Origin of the sequence: Peribacillus sp. NJ4, assembly GCF_030348345.1 — a bacterium.
Classification (GTDB): Bacteria; Bacillota; Bacilli; order Bacillales; family DSM-1321; genus Peribacillus.
This window is the reverse complement of the sequence record NZ_JAUCFQ010000001.1, coordinates 4,258,673-4,273,454: the sequence shown is the minus strand read 5'-3', so window position 1 is coordinate 4,273,454 and position 14,782 is coordinate 4,258,673. Positions and strand designations below refer to the sequence as shown.

The 14,782-nt window shown below is 41.4% G+C and carries 19 protein-coding genes and 1 riboswitch; of the genes, 8 read left to right on the top strand and 11 right to left on the bottom strand.

All coding sequences use genetic code 11. From position 1 onward, the window contains the following. Positions 1–7: 7 nt before the first annotated feature. From QUF94_RS21295 to QUF94_RS21285, 3 genes are read right to left on the bottom strand one after another with little or no spacing between them, the layout of a single operon-like run. Positions 8–829: a MetQ/NlpA family ABC transporter substrate-binding protein gene (locus QUF94_RS21295; RefSeq protein ID WP_289317586.1), complete on the bottom strand. Its 822-nt coding sequence runs from the start codon at positions 827–829 to the stop codon at positions 8–10. A 53-nt stretch (positions 830–882) separates the two neighbouring features. Continuing rightward, a complete protein-coding gene (locus QUF94_RS21290; protein WP_289317585.1) occupies positions 883–1,551 on the bottom strand; it encodes a methionine ABC transporter permease in 669 nt (222 codons plus the stop codon). After that, positions 1,538–2,554 (bottom strand): methionine ABC transporter ATP-binding protein, encoded by a 1,017-nt coding sequence (locus QUF94_RS21285; protein ID WP_289317584.1) that lies wholly within the window; start codon positions 2,552–2,554, stop codon positions 1,538–1,540. The genes QUF94_RS21290 and QUF94_RS21285 overlap by 14 nt, the downstream gene beginning before the upstream one ends. A gap of 67 nt (positions 2,555–2,621) precedes the next feature. Beyond that, a riboswitch (SAM riboswitch) is annotated at positions 2,622–2,726 on the bottom strand. Positions 2,727–3,012: 286 nt separating this feature from the next. On the opposite strand from QUF94_RS21285, the gene QUF94_RS21280 reads away from it, so the two are divergent. After that, positions 3,013–3,837, top strand: coding sequence for an MBL fold metallo-hydrolase (locus QUF94_RS21280; RefSeq protein WP_289317583.1), 825 nt, complete (start codon positions 3,013–3,015; stop codon positions 3,835–3,837). Positions 3,838–4,101: 264 nt separating this feature from the next. On the opposite strand, the gene QUF94_RS21275 is transcribed toward QUF94_RS21280, so the two are convergent. From QUF94_RS21275 to QUF94_RS21250, 6 genes are all read right to left on the bottom strand, one after another. Next, positions 4,102–4,290, bottom strand: a complete 189-nt coding sequence (locus tag QUF94_RS21275) for a hypothetical protein (RefSeq protein WP_061461991.1) — start codon at positions 4,288–4,290, stop codon at positions 4,102–4,104. Positions 4,291–4,381: 91 nt separating this feature from the next. After that, positions 4,382–4,585: a YheE family protein gene (locus tag QUF94_RS21270; RefSeq protein WP_289317582.1), complete on the bottom strand. Its 204-nt coding sequence runs from the start codon at positions 4,583–4,585 to the stop codon at positions 4,382–4,384. A 63-nt stretch (positions 4,586–4,648) separates the two neighbouring features. Further along, complete coding sequence (locus QUF94_RS21265) at positions 4,649–5,845, bottom strand: YheC/YheD family endospore coat-associated protein (RefSeq protein ID WP_289317581.1); 1,197 nt, start codon at positions 5,843–5,845, stop codon at positions 4,649–4,651. Next, the gene (locus QUF94_RS21260; RefSeq protein ID WP_289317580.1) at positions 5,842–7,209 is read right to left on the bottom strand and encodes a YheC/YheD family endospore coat-associated protein; all 1,368 of its coding nucleotides are present in this window, start codon (positions 7,207–7,209) and stop codon (positions 5,842–5,844) included. Before QUF94_RS21260 ends, QUF94_RS21265 begins: the two co-directional genes overlap by 4 nt. 3 nt (positions 7,210–7,212) lie before the next feature. Then, complete coding sequence (locus QUF94_RS21255; RefSeq protein WP_289317579.1) at positions 7,213–8,283, bottom strand: YheC/YheD family endospore coat-associated protein; 1,071 nt, start codon at positions 8,281–8,283, stop codon at positions 7,213–7,215. Between the two features lie 16 nt (positions 8,284–8,299). Then, complete coding sequence (locus tag QUF94_RS21250) at positions 8,300–9,352, bottom strand: YheC/YheD family endospore coat-associated protein (RefSeq protein WP_289317578.1); 1,053 nt, start codon at positions 9,350–9,352, stop codon at positions 8,300–8,302. Between QUF94_RS21250 and QUF94_RS21245 the strand changes: the two genes are divergently transcribed. The 5 genes from QUF94_RS21245 to QUF94_RS21225 all read left to right on the top strand — a co-directional run bounded on the left by QUF94_RS21245 (position 9,351) and on the right by QUF94_RS21225 (position 12,768). Then, the gene (locus tag QUF94_RS21245; protein ID WP_289317577.1) at positions 9,351–9,557 is read left to right on the top strand and encodes a hypothetical protein; all 207 of its coding nucleotides are present in this window, start codon (positions 9,351–9,353) and stop codon (positions 9,555–9,557) included. The two genes, QUF94_RS21250 and QUF94_RS21245, sit on opposite strands and share 2 nt — an antisense overlap. 239 nt (positions 9,558–9,796) lie before the next feature. After that, a complete protein-coding gene (locus QUF94_RS21240; RefSeq protein WP_289317576.1) occupies positions 9,797–10,936 on the top strand; it encodes a DUF445 domain-containing protein in 1,140 nt (379 codons plus the stop codon). A 73-nt stretch (positions 10,937–11,009) separates the two neighbouring features. Further along, positions 11,010–11,366 (top strand): YlbF/YmcA family competence regulator, encoded by a 357-nt coding sequence (locus QUF94_RS21235; protein WP_034314741.1) that lies wholly within the window; start codon positions 11,010–11,012, stop codon positions 11,364–11,366. Between the two features lie 147 nt (positions 11,367–11,513). Beyond that, entirely contained in the window at positions 11,514–12,380 is an 867-nt protein-coding gene (locus QUF94_RS21230) for a Cof-type HAD-IIB family hydrolase (protein WP_289317575.1), read from the top strand. A 115-nt stretch (positions 12,381–12,495) separates the two neighbouring features. After that, entirely contained in the window at positions 12,496–12,768 is a 273-nt protein-coding gene (locus QUF94_RS21225) for a transcriptional regulator SplA domain-containing protein (RefSeq protein ID WP_353957803.1), read from the top strand. Between the two features lie 69 nt (positions 12,769–12,837). Here QUF94_RS21225 and QUF94_RS21220 read toward each other — a convergent pair whose 3' ends face one another. Both QUF94_RS21220 and QUF94_RS21215 read right to left on the bottom strand, forming a co-directional pair. Further along, positions 12,838–13,125 (bottom strand): hypothetical protein, encoded by a 288-nt coding sequence (locus QUF94_RS21220; protein WP_289317574.1) that lies wholly within the window; start codon positions 13,123–13,125, stop codon positions 12,838–12,840. A 238-nt stretch (positions 13,126–13,363) separates the two neighbouring features. Further along, entirely contained in the window at positions 13,364–13,816 is a 453-nt protein-coding gene (locus QUF94_RS21215; RefSeq protein WP_289317573.1) for a DinB family protein, read from the bottom strand. Between the two features lie 336 nt (positions 13,817–14,152). Here QUF94_RS21215 and QUF94_RS21210 point away from each other — a divergent pair, with 336 nt between their 5' ends. Further along, complete coding sequence (locus QUF94_RS21210; protein WP_289317572.1) at positions 14,153–14,455, top strand: urease subunit gamma; 303 nt, start codon at positions 14,153–14,155, stop codon at positions 14,453–14,455. 12 nt (positions 14,456–14,467) lie between these two features. Next, positions 14,468–14,782: an urease subunit beta gene (locus QUF94_RS21205; RefSeq protein WP_289317571.1), complete on the top strand. Its 315-nt coding sequence runs from the start codon at positions 14,468–14,470 to the stop codon at positions 14,780–14,782.

The window sequence follows — 14,782 nt, the reverse complement described above, 5'->3', positions numbered from 1 at the left end:
TATTTGATCATTTCATCCAATCTGGTTTTCCGAATCCGGCAAATTTGCTATCAATCACTTTTTCAAACTGGGCGGATTCCACTACTGATTTAATATCCTTGGCAAATTGAGCGTCTACATCTTTTGTATTCACTGCAACAACGTTTCGATACATATCTGGCATCTTTTCTAAAACAAGGGCATCCTGGAGGTCCATTTTCGCTGCGAGAGCGAAATTACCAGGGACAGCTGATAGGTCAACACTGTCTGTTGCGCGGGGCAATTGAGCGGATTCCAATGGCTTAAATTGGATGTTTTTTGGATTTTCCGTTACATCCTTTTCAGATATTTTTAAAGGGTCGACATCTGGGTCAACCTCAATCAATTCTTCATCCACCAGCACTTTAAGTGCACGTGCAAGGTTAACCGGATCATTGGGCAATGCAAGGGATGTACCGTCTTTAATTTCTTTCAACGATTTATATTTGTTCGAGTATATGCCCATTGGTGCTGTTGGAACTATGATAAGGTCGGAAAGCGTTAGATCATTTTCTTTAGCGAAGTTATCCATGTACACTTTATGCTGGAATAGGTTGGCGTCGATTGAGTTGTTGCCAAGCGACTTATTCGGCTGGATATAGTCGGTGAACTCTACGATCTCTATTTTGTAACCGAGATCTTCCAGACCTGGCTGGATTGCTTCTTTAACCATATCGGCGTATGGCCCGGTAGTCGCCCCGATCTTCAATTCTTTTTTGTCTTCAGTTTTTGGGGATGCATCATCGCTTCCGCAAGCTGACAAGCCAAGGGCAAGTGCACAGACTGATAATAACGAAGCTATTTTCTTCATTTGAAATTCCTCCTGAAATGATATGTATTGAATCATTGAAAAAATGACTGATTCTATCGTTTGTTAACTAAGTATGAGGCTTTGTCACCAACCATTTGAATGATTTGTACAAGGCAGATCAACACGACGATCGTCGTGATCATGACCGTGTTGTCATAACGGTAATAACCGTACCTGATGGCCAGGTCACCAATTCCACCTCCGCCGATTGTCCCTGCCATTGCTGAGTAACCGATCAGTGAAATGGTCGTTAATGTCAGCCCCTGAATGATTCCCGGTTTTGCCTCCGGAAGAAGTACATCCTTAATGATCATCCATGGAGTGGCCCCCACGGCAATTGCAGCTTCAATCACTCCTTTGTCTATTTCACGTAATGCCGATTCCACGATCCTTGCAAAAAAAGGTATCGCGGATACGGACAGGGAAACAGAAGCCGCTCTTGGCCCTATCGTCGATCCAGTAAGCAGTTCCGTTAAAGGAAGGAGGGCGACCAAGAGAATGATGAACGGGATTGAACGGACAATATTGACTGCGAAACCGAGTGATCGATTCACGACGCTATTTTCAAAGAATAAATTCCTGGTTGTCGTAAACAGCAATACTCCAAGTGGTAAACCTATCAAAAGGGCTACCGCAAGGGAAACGCCGACCATATAAATCGTTTCAAGAAAGGCTTTATTAAGATCAGGTAAAATATTGACGATGGAATCAAGAAATGACATGTTTTAACACCTCCGCAGAACTGGAACGATTTTTTATATATTCCAATGCCGAATGAATTTCAGCGGCCTCACCGATTAACTCAATGATCAAGATGCCTAAAGGGACATCCTGAATATACTCAATTTTACCGTGCAGGATATTCCCCTTTACTGAATGGGATTGGAGAGCGTCGGAGAGAATCGATTCACCGGCGGTTTGCCCTTCGAATTGAATTTTAATAATCGTTCCTTTACTTCCCTCAATCAAATGTGAGGGAAGTTCGAAATCCAATACACTGCTGATGAATTGCTTCGTTAACTCCTGCTTTGGCTGTGAAAATATTTCATAAACGGAACCTTCTTCAATTACCCGCCCATCCTGCATGACGGCGACTCGGTGGCATAGTTCTTTGACCACTTCCATTTCATGTGTAATCAACACGATGGTGATCCCGAGCTCCCTGCTTATTTTTTTTAATAACTGTAAAATCGCTTTTGTTGTTGTTGGATCAAGGGCTGAAGTCGCTTCATCACATAACAGTACGGTGGGGTCATTTGCTAAGGCCCGGGCTATGCCGACCCGTTGCTTCTGTCCACCGCTAAGCTGTGCCGGATAGACATCTTTTTTATCACTGAGCCCTACGATTTCCAGCAATTCCAATACACGTAACCTGATGGCGTCCTTCGATTGATGCGCGGCCTTTAAGGCGAAAGCGACATTTTCATAAACGGTTTTTGAACTGACCAGGGAAAAGTGTTGAAATATCATTCCGATTTTTTGACGTTGTTTACGAAGCTCTTTACTTGATAAAGAGGTTAAATCAATGCCGTCAATGATGATATTTCCGGCTGTCGGACGCTCAAGCAAATTCAAGCAGCGGAGTAATGAGCTTTTTCCAGCTCCGCTGTAGCCGACAATTCCATACACTTCGCCTTTTTGAATGGTTAAAGATACGTTATCCACTCCGATAACTCGGTTTTTCTTCGTGATGTATTCCTTTCGGACTGAACGGATTTCAATCATGATCCTTCCCCCTTAAACATAAAAAACTGCCTCTATCATTCAGAAAGAGGCAGCGAAATTATATCTCGTCTTATCTTTCAGAATGCAAACATTCTGCAGGAAGTGGCACCGTTCCCGAAGGGCGGTTGCCGGACATCACAGGGCCTGATCCCTCCGTCACTCTTGATAAGTAAACTATTATTTTAGAATATTTCAAGTTTTATAATATAATCTATAATATTTGTAAAATTCCACAATGTCAATCGTTTCTGTGATTTGGTGATGGTTTTTTGTCGATAATGTTCCGTGCGGTTCATTAAAACCATTCCTGTCAAAAGGGCTCTTAGTCAATAATCCGTCTTTTACATCCAGATATTCCATTATTTACTTGTCAAAAGGGTAAAGAGATAATACATTTATTATAATAAAGTGAAAAAGGGAGAAAAAACTATTTTTGTACAATGATGGGGTGGAAATGCATGATAGAGATTAAGACGGTAAATGATGTGGTTTGTGTGCACGGGACTCCTGACGGGGTCAAGTCGGGGATGAGTGTTTATGTTTTTTTAACGGATGGGCTATTGATAGATACTGGCGCACAGATTTTATTGGAAGGACTTATTCCATTCTATGAGTCCGCAGACTTCGAAACAGTTGCCCTGACGCACTATCATGAGGACCATACGGGAGGCGCTGCCTGGATAAAGGAACATAAAAAGGTTCCGATATTCATTCATCCGATGTCGGTTGATGCTTGTGCGAAGGATGCTGAATATCCTGAATATCGTAAAATGTTTTGGGGAAAAAGAGACGCCTTTAAGGCTGAGCCGCTAGGCAAGGCCATTCATTCCCGCACCCAAACGTGGGAGCCGATTTTTACCCCTGGTCATGCGAAGGACCATATGGTGTATTTGAATCACAGCACTGGCATGCTCTTTTCTGGAGACCTTTTCGTAACACCAAAAACAAAGCTTATCTTACGGGAAGAGTCTGTCCCGATCATCATCGATTCCATAAAAAAATTACTCCGATATGACTTTGGGGAAGTGTTTTGCTGCCATGCTGGGCATGTGCCTGACGGAAAGGAAATGTTTCGAAATAAACTCGATTATTTGGAAAACCTCCAAGGTGAAATTTTACGCTTACATGATCAAGGGCATACAGTCCATGAAATCCAGCAAGTCGTTTTACCGAATCGCTATCCCCTTATCGAGATATCTGGACATGAATGGGATTCAGAGCATATCATAACTTCGATATTAAACGAAAATGTTTTGAATGCCAGTGAGAATGGAACTATTTGAATTAACAATAGATATTGAAAGATATTAATGCTTTTAGCATAATATCAAATGCCTACGGGGGATAGAGTGCGGGAATTGGAAAAAGGCAAGAAGACAGCATGTTGTAATATTTAATTTGCACTCAAACAACTTCCATCCGGGAAGTTGTTTTTTTATGGAGGGGGTGCTTTTCATAAAAAAACATTTGTTAGTGGGGAATATGACGCATGAACGAAAGTTCACTTTTTTTAAGTGGAGCTCCCCAAAAAGAGAGCCCACGAGTGTTTATTTATTGATATTGGGATCTGTTTCATCATAAAAATCATGTGCTTCCTCGATGTTCTGAAGGTTAGCGACTTCATACACATTTCCGCCTGCCATTCCTTCATTGATGATTCGGTCGATATCGAGGAAAACGGAATCCTTGCCATCATATTCGGTATCCTTCAAAAATGTCATTTTTTCTTTATCCAAAATAAATCCCTCCTAGCTTTTTCTTTAGTTTAGGCAAAGGAGGGATTTTTATTCCGTTCAGAGGGTTAATGAATGAAAAAGGGGAAAGGGCTCAATCATATACATGGTAGACCATTAAGTCATGGATCATGCTTTTGAGTTGGGTTTCATCTGTTTCGGAAGGTGGGTTGGCTGTCCATTCGATGGATCCATCTTTATGGTACAAGGCTTTGATTGCCTCCTTTTTGAAATAAAATGAAATTTTCCATCCTGGCAGATTCTTATGCAGTGGTGCCCACTGAAAATGGGTGATCATATGTATAACCTCCATATATGCTGTCTTTCATTTCATTATAATGTAAAACGGCAGCTGGAGGTGTCATTTTATTGTCAGGTTGGAAAAAGTCAATTCAATGAAAAGATTTTTTAAATGCAAAAGCCGGTTAGCTTCAATTTCCTCTTCATCGAACTGCATGGGCTTTGAGTTCACTTCGTATATGAAGAGCGAACCCGATTCATCTTCCCCTATATCAATGGAAAATTCTCCGAGAAACCCGATTTTTTTCGAAAGAGTCTCACCGCATTTTTGGGCGATATTCGCTAATTTTTGATTTAAGCTTCTTGATTGCAGGTCTTGATAAGGAAAAAGCTTACCCCCTCGGGGAGTGTGGGTGGTGATTTCCTGAGTTTGTGACATCCTTACTGCTTTGCCGGTCACTTTATAAAAACCTTTTTCATAATGGACGAGAATCCGGTAATCGTAACGATGACCAAAAATTTTTTTCGGTATGATCGCCTGTTGAGCAAGGTAGCTTCTTTTTAATAAATCCCTTTTTTTTGTTTCCCAGAATGAAGTGAAATCCGGAAAGGACTCACTATGCTTTAGGCTATTGAAAAAAAGTGTCCCATCAGGATTTTTGATGATGGTATAAATGCCCTTCCCTTGGCTTCCTTTGCATGGTTTAAGGTAAATATGCCTGTGGGTTTCTAGGAAAGCATCCAAGCAATCGCTGTTCCGCAGGATCATGGTGGGGGGGAGGTGAGTGGTGAGGGCCCCGTCTTCCGTTAATGCTTCGAACATTACATATTTATCTATAAAACAAGGGTTGAAAAGGTTAATTCGATATTCTTTAAAGTGGTTGATGAGACTCTGGAATTCTTCTGAAGCCTCATAGCCCCTCGATGGGATACGGTTATAGACGATGTCAGGGGGCGGCATCTTACACTCGATCCATTTGTTTGAAGTGGAGGAAAAAACATACCCTCTCAACGACTCGGAATGCAGGGCATTTCCTGTGAATGCATAAGTCAAAATCCCGTGTTTCAATAAATATAAGGATAGGTCCCGAAAAAGGGTCAGGTTTCCACCCAAACCTGATTCCTTTTTGGGATTGGAAACAGTCAGTATTCCGACGACAAGCATCCGGTTACCTGGGAATATGGTGATAGGAATTAGGGGGTGATTCGAATGGTCCTTTTTATAGCTGATCTCCTCTTTGGCAGACCCGGCGAAAAGATCCGCATTCTCATGAGTGTGGTGCCAATTTTCAGTGCGGATATCGTAAAAAATGTTCATCGCGGCACACTGATTGATTTCGTAATCGTCTGTTCCGTAAGGTAAATGGCATAATCAAGGCTTAGCTTTCTGGTCAGCAATTCGAAATCCTTGAGTTTTGGATGGGAGAAGATGGAACGTCCAGGTTTGGAATTGGCTTCAAACATCCAAACCTGCCCTTTTTTATCCAATCCAAAATCAAATCCTATTTCTGCAATGATGCCGTCCAAGTTCTTTTCTATACTGTCACTTAGAATCAGTGCGGCTTCCGATAGCTTTCGTTCGACTTCTTTCGCTTCATCGTCATCTCCAAACAATTCGGCGACCGTTTTGATGACACCCCCGCTTTTAATATGGGTCGTGACGCTACCGGCACCAGCGATTTTTGCTGCAATCGCGGACACCTGCCATTTTCCATTACTGTCCTTGTTCGTATGGACCCGGAAATCCACTGGACGTTTTTCAGATCGAATTAATGGGATCCCCTGCTGCACGATAAGGTTCTCAAGCGGCCGGTCGTGAAAAATATGTTTAACAATGGCTTCCAAAGTGGAAAACTTTTGCAGTTTATTTTCTTTTGCTTCATTTGTATAGCGGCAATAGTAAACATCCTCATGCTTATCATAAAGAATTTGGTGAATCCCTAGACCGAGGCTGCCGTGAATGGGCTTTATATAAACTTGACGGTAATGGGAAAGAAGGGTTTCCACCACGGACATGGATTTAAATGGATACGTTTCCGGCAAATAAGGCAGTGCCCGCTCATCTGCGCATAACCTTTCATTTACATCCCATTTATTGAAAAAACCAGGATTATACCATGGAATGGTATATTCTTTTTGAAATTTCTGCTTCACTTCTTTAGGTCCATCGCGGTTTTCCGTCAACCGGTTTGGGAGACGGTCATAGATGACATTAGGAAAAGGAAATTCATTAATGTGCCAGTCATCGTTATCAAACACATAACCTTTGATTGTCTCCTCATCCCAATTGATTACATTCTCTCCAAAAACAAAGGGGATACAGCCTGTGGTCCTGCTAAGCGAAAGGAGCTTTGCGAAAAATTCCGTTCTCTCCCCTAATGGTTTGTTTGAAAGGCCGGTGAATCCTGAGGAAAAGATTCCGACAAGCGGTCCGATATGGATGCTCTTGCCGTATATGAATAAATGAAGGGGAATATCGGTATGATCGAATATAAGCGATTCCGCAAGACTTTCCGATAGGACGATTGATTGATTGACGGCCGGGTTTTGTTTGACGATGGCAGGACATGAATGTCGTCCGAAATAAATTAATTCAATCTCTGCCAAATCTCCAAGCTCTGAAGGATAGTAGAGAACATTGCCAGGGGTAGCGGCAATTTCGGCAGGATAAGTCTTTCTCACTTTCTATTCACCTGCTTTCTGAAGATGTTCGGCTAAATACTGGCTATATTGAAACGGTGCGCGATGAATATCTTTCATGGTCTCCGGCTGAAGTGCCTGAATGATTTTCCTTCCAGGCTTCGAGTTAATATCCATTATCCATATTTGGCCTTTTTTATCGATGCCTAGATCAATCCCCAACTCGAATAACCTTTCAAAGACAGCTTCGGTTTTTACGGGCAGGGTGCGAAGGATATGCTGAATCTTTTGTTCGACAGCATTCGAAAACGTTTCCGGGTTCCTTTTGTTGAAAGTATCCAATGAAATGGCTTCCCCGCCTGTGGCAAGATTTGAGGTAATTCCGTCCTTTTGTCCCGTGCGAATTCCGCGTCCCCGTTCCATCCATTGATTCTTCTCGTTTTTTTGAAGTAAAATCCGTAAATCGAATGGCTCGTTATTTTGGTTGCGAAGTTCCAAATATGGCTGGCAGAGGTAACGGTATCGATTTAATAAATGCTGCAGCCATTTGTTAAGCTGAGATTTGGAGGAGAATTGGCGGTCATATTTGGTGCCCTTTTTCGTCATGGATACCAAGGTCCCGTCTTCGGTTTTTGAAAGAAGATAGATTCCTGTACCACCTGCACCGAATTCAGGTTTGATGATGATTTTATCCAGGCGTTCCAAATGACCGGTAATATCTTCAGGTGTCGTCACTTTTACGGTCTCTGGAAAAAATGCCTGTAGGTGTGGATGGTTTTTTAGGATTTGGTACACTTCCCACTTACCAGGAAGGCCCAGCCCTAAGAAATTCGAGTTTTCTTTTAACCAATCGATTTTGTGTCGTGTTTCCGTAGACTCACGGACTAATCCGTGAAAACAGCGATCATATACAAAATCAGGTAAATCAAAAGATGTGGTGATCCAAGTTTCGTTCTCGGCATCAAAACGCTCGCCGCGCACTTTTTTCAGATCCATATCAATATTTTCTGGTGAGAATTTACAAACTTTCATATTAAATGATTTAGCGTTTTTGGCTATTTCGGTGAAGTAGTTGTTTTCATGTGTATCCGACGCGGCCATTAATCCTATTAACACGTGCTAGCAACTCCTTTTATCGATGGTTTTCGCGGTTAAGGGCAAGCATGAAATCTATGATGGATTTTACTGATGGACGAAACGTTTCATAGTTGCCATGAAATTTTTTCGAAGGTTTTGAATTCACTTCGATTATCCATGGATGGGTATTGGTATCCAGTGCTAAATCGATACCTAGCTCACCGAATGAATCGTCATGGTTTTCGACCAAGGCCTGGGCAGTGTTGTTAGCCAGCCGTACGAGCTTTTGATATATGCGGCTGGCGTCCTGAAGGTCAAATGCTTCCTTTAGAAAATCCGGCCCATTTTTCATCAATCCGCCTTGTGCAAGATTGGAAACGATAGTACCAGGGTCCCCAATCCGGGCAACCATTGATGAAACTTTCCATTCAAGCTGATCGTTCCGGTGAAGAAGTATGCGGAAATCAACTTTTCTCTGATCGGTTTCGAATAGGGAAATCCCTTTTTGAAGAATGAAGGCTTGTTTTCTGGAAAATATTTTTAAGGTTTCGTACAACTTTTCATCCGTATCAGCAAAATGTACATCCTGGAGATGTCCGGATTGCTCGATTTTCCATTTTCCAGCCACTTGCGTTAATCTGCAAATATTCCTGCCTTGGCTGCCTGATGCGGGTTTAAAGTAGATTACCGAATGCTTTTCTATAAATGTCAAGAATGATTCCTTTTGGTTAAAAAGTATCGTCTCTGGCAAATTTGGCAACAGGTCATCTTCTAAGATTAGCAGCTCATGTACATCATGTTTGGAGAGGAACCTTCCATTGAACATCGGTATTGACCGTTCCTCCAGTTCAGTTTTAAATAGCTTGAAAGAATGCGATTCCTCAAGTTTGCGCGAATGTATCCGGTTATAAAAAACATCAGGAATGGGGAGGGGCAAGGTTTGCCAGCCATCTTGCCCTGGCAGGTAGCCTTCCACAACTCCATCTTGAAGAGACTGCAATTTTACTAAATAGAAGGGGATGCCCTGCTGATTACAATATGATTTCATTTCCTGATAAAATTTTTCCATCTCGCCGAATGTCCCGTCTTGCAAGGGAGTCTGGTTCATGAGTGAAGCGAAGAATGGGCCTATTTTAATGGACCTTCCCTCCGCATGGTATGAGACGGAGATTGGATCGGAAAAAACAGGTAAGGATAAAATTTGGTTCATATCATATGAAAGTTTCAATGTAGGCTGGGATGATGGAAATGGCTGGACAAGTACCGGAACGGAACGACATCCAGCCATGATCGTTACGGGTTCTCCAAATTGAAGGCCCCATTCCTCAAATAGTTTTTCTTCGATAAACAGTAGCGCCTTCTTTCTAGTCTCTGCGGGATTTACCGTAATGAAAACTTTCTGATGGTTAAGGTTCATAATAATTCCCCGTTTGCACTAAGTTTGATATCCTTTTATACTTTAATGATGGGCAAATGTGGATAACACATTCTATGTTTTTTTAATTAGAAGGTGTCATCAAGCCTCTATTTAAGCAATAAAAGGAGAAATTTCATGGGTGAGTTTTGGGTAAAGATACTGTTTATGGTCGTCGTAGGTGCTGTAATAGGTGGCTTCACTAATTTATTAGCTATCAGAATGCTGTTCAGACCTTATAAACCAATCTATATTTTCGGGAAACAGCTGCCGTTGACACCAGGGTTGATTCCGAAGCGGCAGGATGAGTTAGCCAAACAGTTAGGCAAATTGGTGGTTGATCATTTAATCACCCCAGATAGCATTCAAAGCAAAGTCATCAATGAAGCCTCTTTACAGAATATGAAAATTTTTGTTCAGGCAGAAGTAAAGAAAGCATTGTCCACGGAAAAAAGTGCAGCTCAATTGCTTGATCAATTGGGAATGAAGAATTCGTCATTCACGTTAGACCAGAGGTTACAAGCATTCATTCTTGGTAAATATGAAACATGGTCGGAAGAGAACCGGAGCAAGAGCCTGAAGGATATCGTCCCGTCTCACATTCAGCAAAAAGCCCTCGACTCGATTCCTGATTTGTCACGTTTCATCGTGAAAAAGGGAAAAGAGTATTTTGACAGTGCAGAAGGCAAAAGCCGTCTTGAAGATATGTTGGATGATTTTTTCAAGGAACGGGGTAAGCTGATCAATTTAATTCAGATGTTCATTGGAAACGAAAAGTTAATTGATAAGATCCAACCGGAAATCCTTAAATTCTTAGAACACTCTCGAACAATTGATATATTGTCAGTGATGATGGTGAAAGAGTGGGGAAATCTCGAAAAATGGGATGTAGAGAAAATCGAGGGAATAATCGGTAAGGAAATGATAAAACAATTGATTAAAGAAAAAACGGCAGAAATGATGCCTCTCGCTGGCATGATGAATAAGCCGGTTCGTGAATTGACTGCCAATTTTTCGAACAGCATTGTGGAAAAGGGTGTCCCGATCTTCGTGGAAAAAGGTGCCGAGTATTTAATCAAACATTTTCAGCCGCTTTTCCAAAAGCTTCGTCTGGACGATATCGTGGAAGAGCAAGTTTCGTCATTTTCGGTGTCCCGGCTTGAGGACATGGTCGTTTCCATCACTAAAAAGGAGTTGTCGATGATCACATACCTTGGGGCCTTACTTGGTGGAATCATCGGATTATTTCAAGGTTTCGTAACTGTTTTGATAGGATGACGTGTAATTCGCAATCGGATTTGTTATAGTTGAAAAGGTGTAGGAATACAATGATTACCGGGAGGGGAAATACATGAGTAACGTATATGATGCAGCGTATGAAATGGAAAAGGCGATTAGGGCAAGTAATGAATATGCGGACTTGCAACGCTTATATGATCTTGTAAATTCTGATGAAGCAACAAAAGGAATGTTTGAAAACTTCCGTAATCTTCAAATGTCATTGCAGCAAAAGCAAATGATGGGACAGGAGATTGCTCCAGAAGAGGTTGAGCAAGCACAAAAGACGGTACAGCTTGTCCAACAAAATCCAACCATTTCACAATTGATGGAAGCTGAACAGCGTATGAGCATGGTCATCGCAGACCTCAATAAAATTATCATGAAGCCGCTTGAAGATTTATATGGCTTGCCTGAACAACAGCAATAAGCAGTTGGAGACTCCCTTCTATAATGGTTGGGAGTTTTTTTTTTTCCGAAATGTACCGTATGAAAGGGGTGTGAACTACTATTTGTTCTACTCTCTAAATTTTAGTCATAAATTTTAAAGAGGATATTACAGATGGGGGAGATCAACATGGTATATCGTCTACTTGCGGTCAATATCGACGGGACATTGCTCCAGTCAAATGGACGTTTAAATAAATCGACAAAAGAAGCAATCGATTATGTACACCAAAAAGGTGTCCATGTTGCACTTGTGACATCAAGAAACTATCACTCAGCAAAAAAAGTGGCCAAAGCCCTAAAAATAAATCCGATGATCGTTGCTCAACAAGGAGCGTTTGTCGGAGCTTCCATTGAAAAGCCCATTATGGTAAAAAGAATTTCAGAAGAACTGACTGCAGAACTCGTGCAAATGCTTGAAAAGACCACATGCCAAATTTTGCTCATTCATGAAAAATACTCGCTGGGCAATCGGGTGAACCTCCCGGAGAATTTGCTTGGCAAAACGGTTATGTATTTGAATGATCAAAATATTTATGCTCAAAATTATGTGGATGATATCAGTGAAGAGCTTATTGACAATCCGATGGCCCCGACGAAAATGGACATAATATTTTCAGAAAAAAGTGATCAAAATGAAATGCTGAAATTGATAAAGGAAATGTTCCCTGAGGTGGATGCAATCCTACATCCGGGCCATAAGCTAACAATTGTTCCAAAGGGCGTTTCCAAATGGAGCGGTGTATTGTATTTAGCTGATCATTTAGAGGTGAAAAGAACGGAAATCGTCTCGATTGGAGATGGATTGGATGATTTGGAGATGATTGCGGGTTCCGGTCTGGGTGTTGCCATGGGCAACGCGGATGAGGAAGTAAGGAAAGTGGCAAAATGGGTGACGCGCTCCAATGATCAAGATGGTGTTGCCTATATGCTTAGGGAATTTTTCCGGAAGCAGCATCCAATCGATTTTCTACAGAAGATGAATATGCTTAAGTGAATGGTGGGGCTCCTTCATATGGAAGGGGCCTCATTCACATTATGCCGCTTTGCAAGGCTGGTATTTTTCATAAATAATTCTAAGCAACTTTCCATAAACTAAAGGAAAATCAGTAATGGAAAGGAAGAATTCAATGGGTATTATCAATGCGAAAGAAGTACAAGTCGGTGACGAGGTGTTTGTAATTTATAATAATCCCCATGTTCCTACCGTTTCGAATATAAGGGCAGCGGAAATTGTCCCGCATCCTAAAGATCCCAATGCAGTAGCCTTATTCCTGAACGATACATTTCATACGATTGAGGATGATGATGCTTTGTTCTCTTCGGAAGCAGCTGCGGAAAAAGCATACAGTGATTATATGGATAACTACGATCAGATGACTTGAAGTGGTGTTTACTTCGCTGTACTGGGAGAGAATGAACAAATGAAAGCCCCTGCTTTAAAGTGGGAGCTTTCATTTGTTTATTGGCTTGAAGTTGAAGCATCGAACACACGCAGCATTGCATGGATTTGCCCCATAAAAGCTTCCAAACTCACGAGTAATGCTCAATTCACGAGTAAAAGCCCCGAACTCACGAGTATTTGGTTCAAACTTACGAGTAAAAGCTTGAAACTCACGAGTAAAAGCCTGGAACTCACGAGTAAAAGCTCGAAACTCACGAGTAAAAGCTCGAAACTCACGAGTAACGCTCGAACTCACGAATAAAAGCCGGAAACTCACGAGTAAAAGCTCGAAACTCACGAGTAACGCTCGAACTCACGAATAAAAGCCGGAAACTCACGAGTAAAAGCCCGGAACTCACGAGTAACGCTCAAAATCACGAGTATTTGGTTCAAACTTACGAGTAAACGCACCCATACTCACATGTCAGGAAACTTTGGTGATTAAAACATCATATTTGACTGGTAAGTTGCCGACTTAAATCTAAAAAACTGTCACTCATTTTTCAAGAAAAACAGAGTGACAGCTTGTGGATAGATCAGTTAGTTGATTTTTTAATGAAGAGTTTCATTGCGTGAATTTGTCCTATATGATTGGCTTCGTGCAGGACTACGAAATTAATGAATTCTCCAACTGTTTCCATTCCATTGAAAGGCTGTGCAGCTTTTTCTGTCAATCGTTCTTCCGGAATTTCAAGAAGTCGACCAAGTTGTTCTTGCAGTTGTTGCTTTAAAACTTCAACGGAAGGTACATCCCCGGTCCAGTCGGCGGGTTTTGATCCATATCCGAATAACTGGCTGTAATTCTCTGGCAAATCACTGTTGGAGTTCAATAAAAATTTTTCCGCTGCAGTAAGAACATGTCCAAGGTGCCAATGGATCGTATTATTAAAACCCTCAGGCTGCACATCCATAAATTCTGGATTGATACCCTCTATTTCTTTTAAAAGATTGCTGCGCATGGCTGTCAGCTGATTTTTTACATAATTCATTTTACATTCCCCTTTCAATCCTTTTTTCAAAACGTCTATCTCATGAAATTATAGCAAGGATATTTCAATATTATCAAATTTAAGATAAGCCTTTTCAAAAGGGGAAGCCTTATCAATTTACAATTAATATCATTTTAAGGGTTGTAATTGTCAGATAATTTATTATAATTAAAATAATGTTAGGTAAACTTACATATCTATGTAAAGTTAAGGAACGGAATGTTGGGTCGGATAATGGTGATTAATTGAAACGATGCATTGAAAGAGTTGCATCCGAACTTAAGGGGTAGGTATTTGGGATATTTAACGGTATAGATTGGTAAAAGGAGAGAGGGTATGCGTTTAACAGCAAGAGAACAGGAAAAGTTATTGGTTGTAGTGGCGGCAGATTTGGCACGAAGGCGAAAAGATCGAGGCTTGAAATTGAACTATCCCGAATCCATTGCCCTGATTACCTATGAAATTGTGGAAGGAGCCAGGGATGGGAAATCCGTATCGGAATTGATGCAATTTGGAAGGACGATTCTTTCAAGTGAAGATGTTATGGAAGGGATCCCAGAGATTATTCATGATATTCAAGTTGAGGCGACGTTCCCGGACGGTACAAAGCTTGTGACAGTTCATAATCCGATTCAGTAAAGGGGGAATCCCATGATACCAGGTGAATATATCTTGAAAAAAGAACCGGTCATATATAACGAGGGAAAAAGTCCAACGGTCATAACTGTCATCAACAGGGGAGACCGTCCGATACAGATTGGCTCACACTTTCACTTTTATGAAGTGAATCCTGGACTGGAGTTCAATCGTGAGGATGCTTTTGGGAAAAGACTGAACATTCCTGCCGGTACTGCTGTCCGTTTTGAGCCGGGGGATGCGAAGGAAATCGAATTGGTTCCATTCAGCGGCAAGAGGGAAGTTTATGGATTAAGCAATAAAACGAATGGTCCGCTTGATAGGGAGTGA

Excerpts from the sequence above, each read along its gene's own strand:
- QUF94_RS21240 (WP_289317576.1), top strand. The coding sequence starts at position 9,797 with ATGGGTGAGTTTTGGGTAAAGATACTGTTTATGGTCGTCGTAGGTGCT.
- QUF94_RS21290 (WP_289317585.1), bottom strand. The coding sequence starts at position 1,551 with ATGTCATTTCTTGATTCCATCGTCAATATTTTACCTGATCTTAATAAA.
- QUF94_RS21270 (WP_289317582.1), bottom strand. The coding sequence starts at position 4,585 with ATGATCACCCATTTTCAGTGGGCACCACTGCATAAGAATCTGCCAGGA.
- QUF94_RS21235 (WP_034314741.1), top strand. The coding sequence starts at position 11,010 with ATGAGTAACGTATATGATGCAGCGTATGAAATGGAAAAGGCGATTAGG.
- QUF94_RS21245 (WP_289317577.1), top strand. The coding sequence starts at position 9,351 with ATGAGTGAAGCGAAGAATGGGCCTATTTTAATGGACCTTCCCTCCGCA.
- QUF94_RS21295 (WP_289317586.1), bottom strand. The coding sequence starts at position 829 with ATGAAGAAAATAGCTTCGTTATTATCAGTCTGTGCACTTGCCCTTGGC.
- QUF94_RS21285 (WP_289317584.1), bottom strand. The coding sequence starts at position 2,554 with ATGATTGAAATCCGTTCAGTCCGAAAGGAATACATCACGAAGAAAAAC.
- QUF94_RS21215 (WP_289317573.1), bottom strand. The coding sequence starts at position 13,816 with ATGAATTATGTAAAAAATCAGCTGACAGCCATGCGCAGCAATCTTTTA.
- QUF94_RS21225 (WP_353957803.1), top strand. The coding sequence starts at position 12,496 with ATGGAAAGGAAGAATTCAATGGGTATTATCAATGCGAAAGAAGTACAA.
- QUF94_RS21210 (WP_289317572.1), top strand. The coding sequence starts at position 14,153 with ATGCGTTTAACAGCAAGAGAACAGGAAAAGTTATTGGTTGTAGTGGCG.
- QUF94_RS21265 (WP_289317581.1), bottom strand. The coding sequence starts at position 5,845 with ATGAACATTTTTTACGATATCCGCACTGAAAATTGGCACCACACTCAT.
- QUF94_RS21280 (WP_289317583.1), top strand. The coding sequence starts at position 3,013 with ATGATAGAGATTAAGACGGTAAATGATGTGGTTTGTGTGCACGGGACT.
- QUF94_RS21230 (WP_289317575.1), top strand. The coding sequence starts at position 11,514 with ATGGTATATCGTCTACTTGCGGTCAATATCGACGGGACATTGCTCCAG.
- QUF94_RS21250 (WP_289317578.1), bottom strand. The coding sequence starts at position 9,352 with ATGAACCAGACTCCCTTGCAAGACGGGACATTCGGCGAGATGGAAAAA.
- QUF94_RS21205 (WP_289317571.1), top strand. The coding sequence starts at position 14,468 with ATGATACCAGGTGAATATATCTTGAAAAAAGAACCGGTCATATATAAC.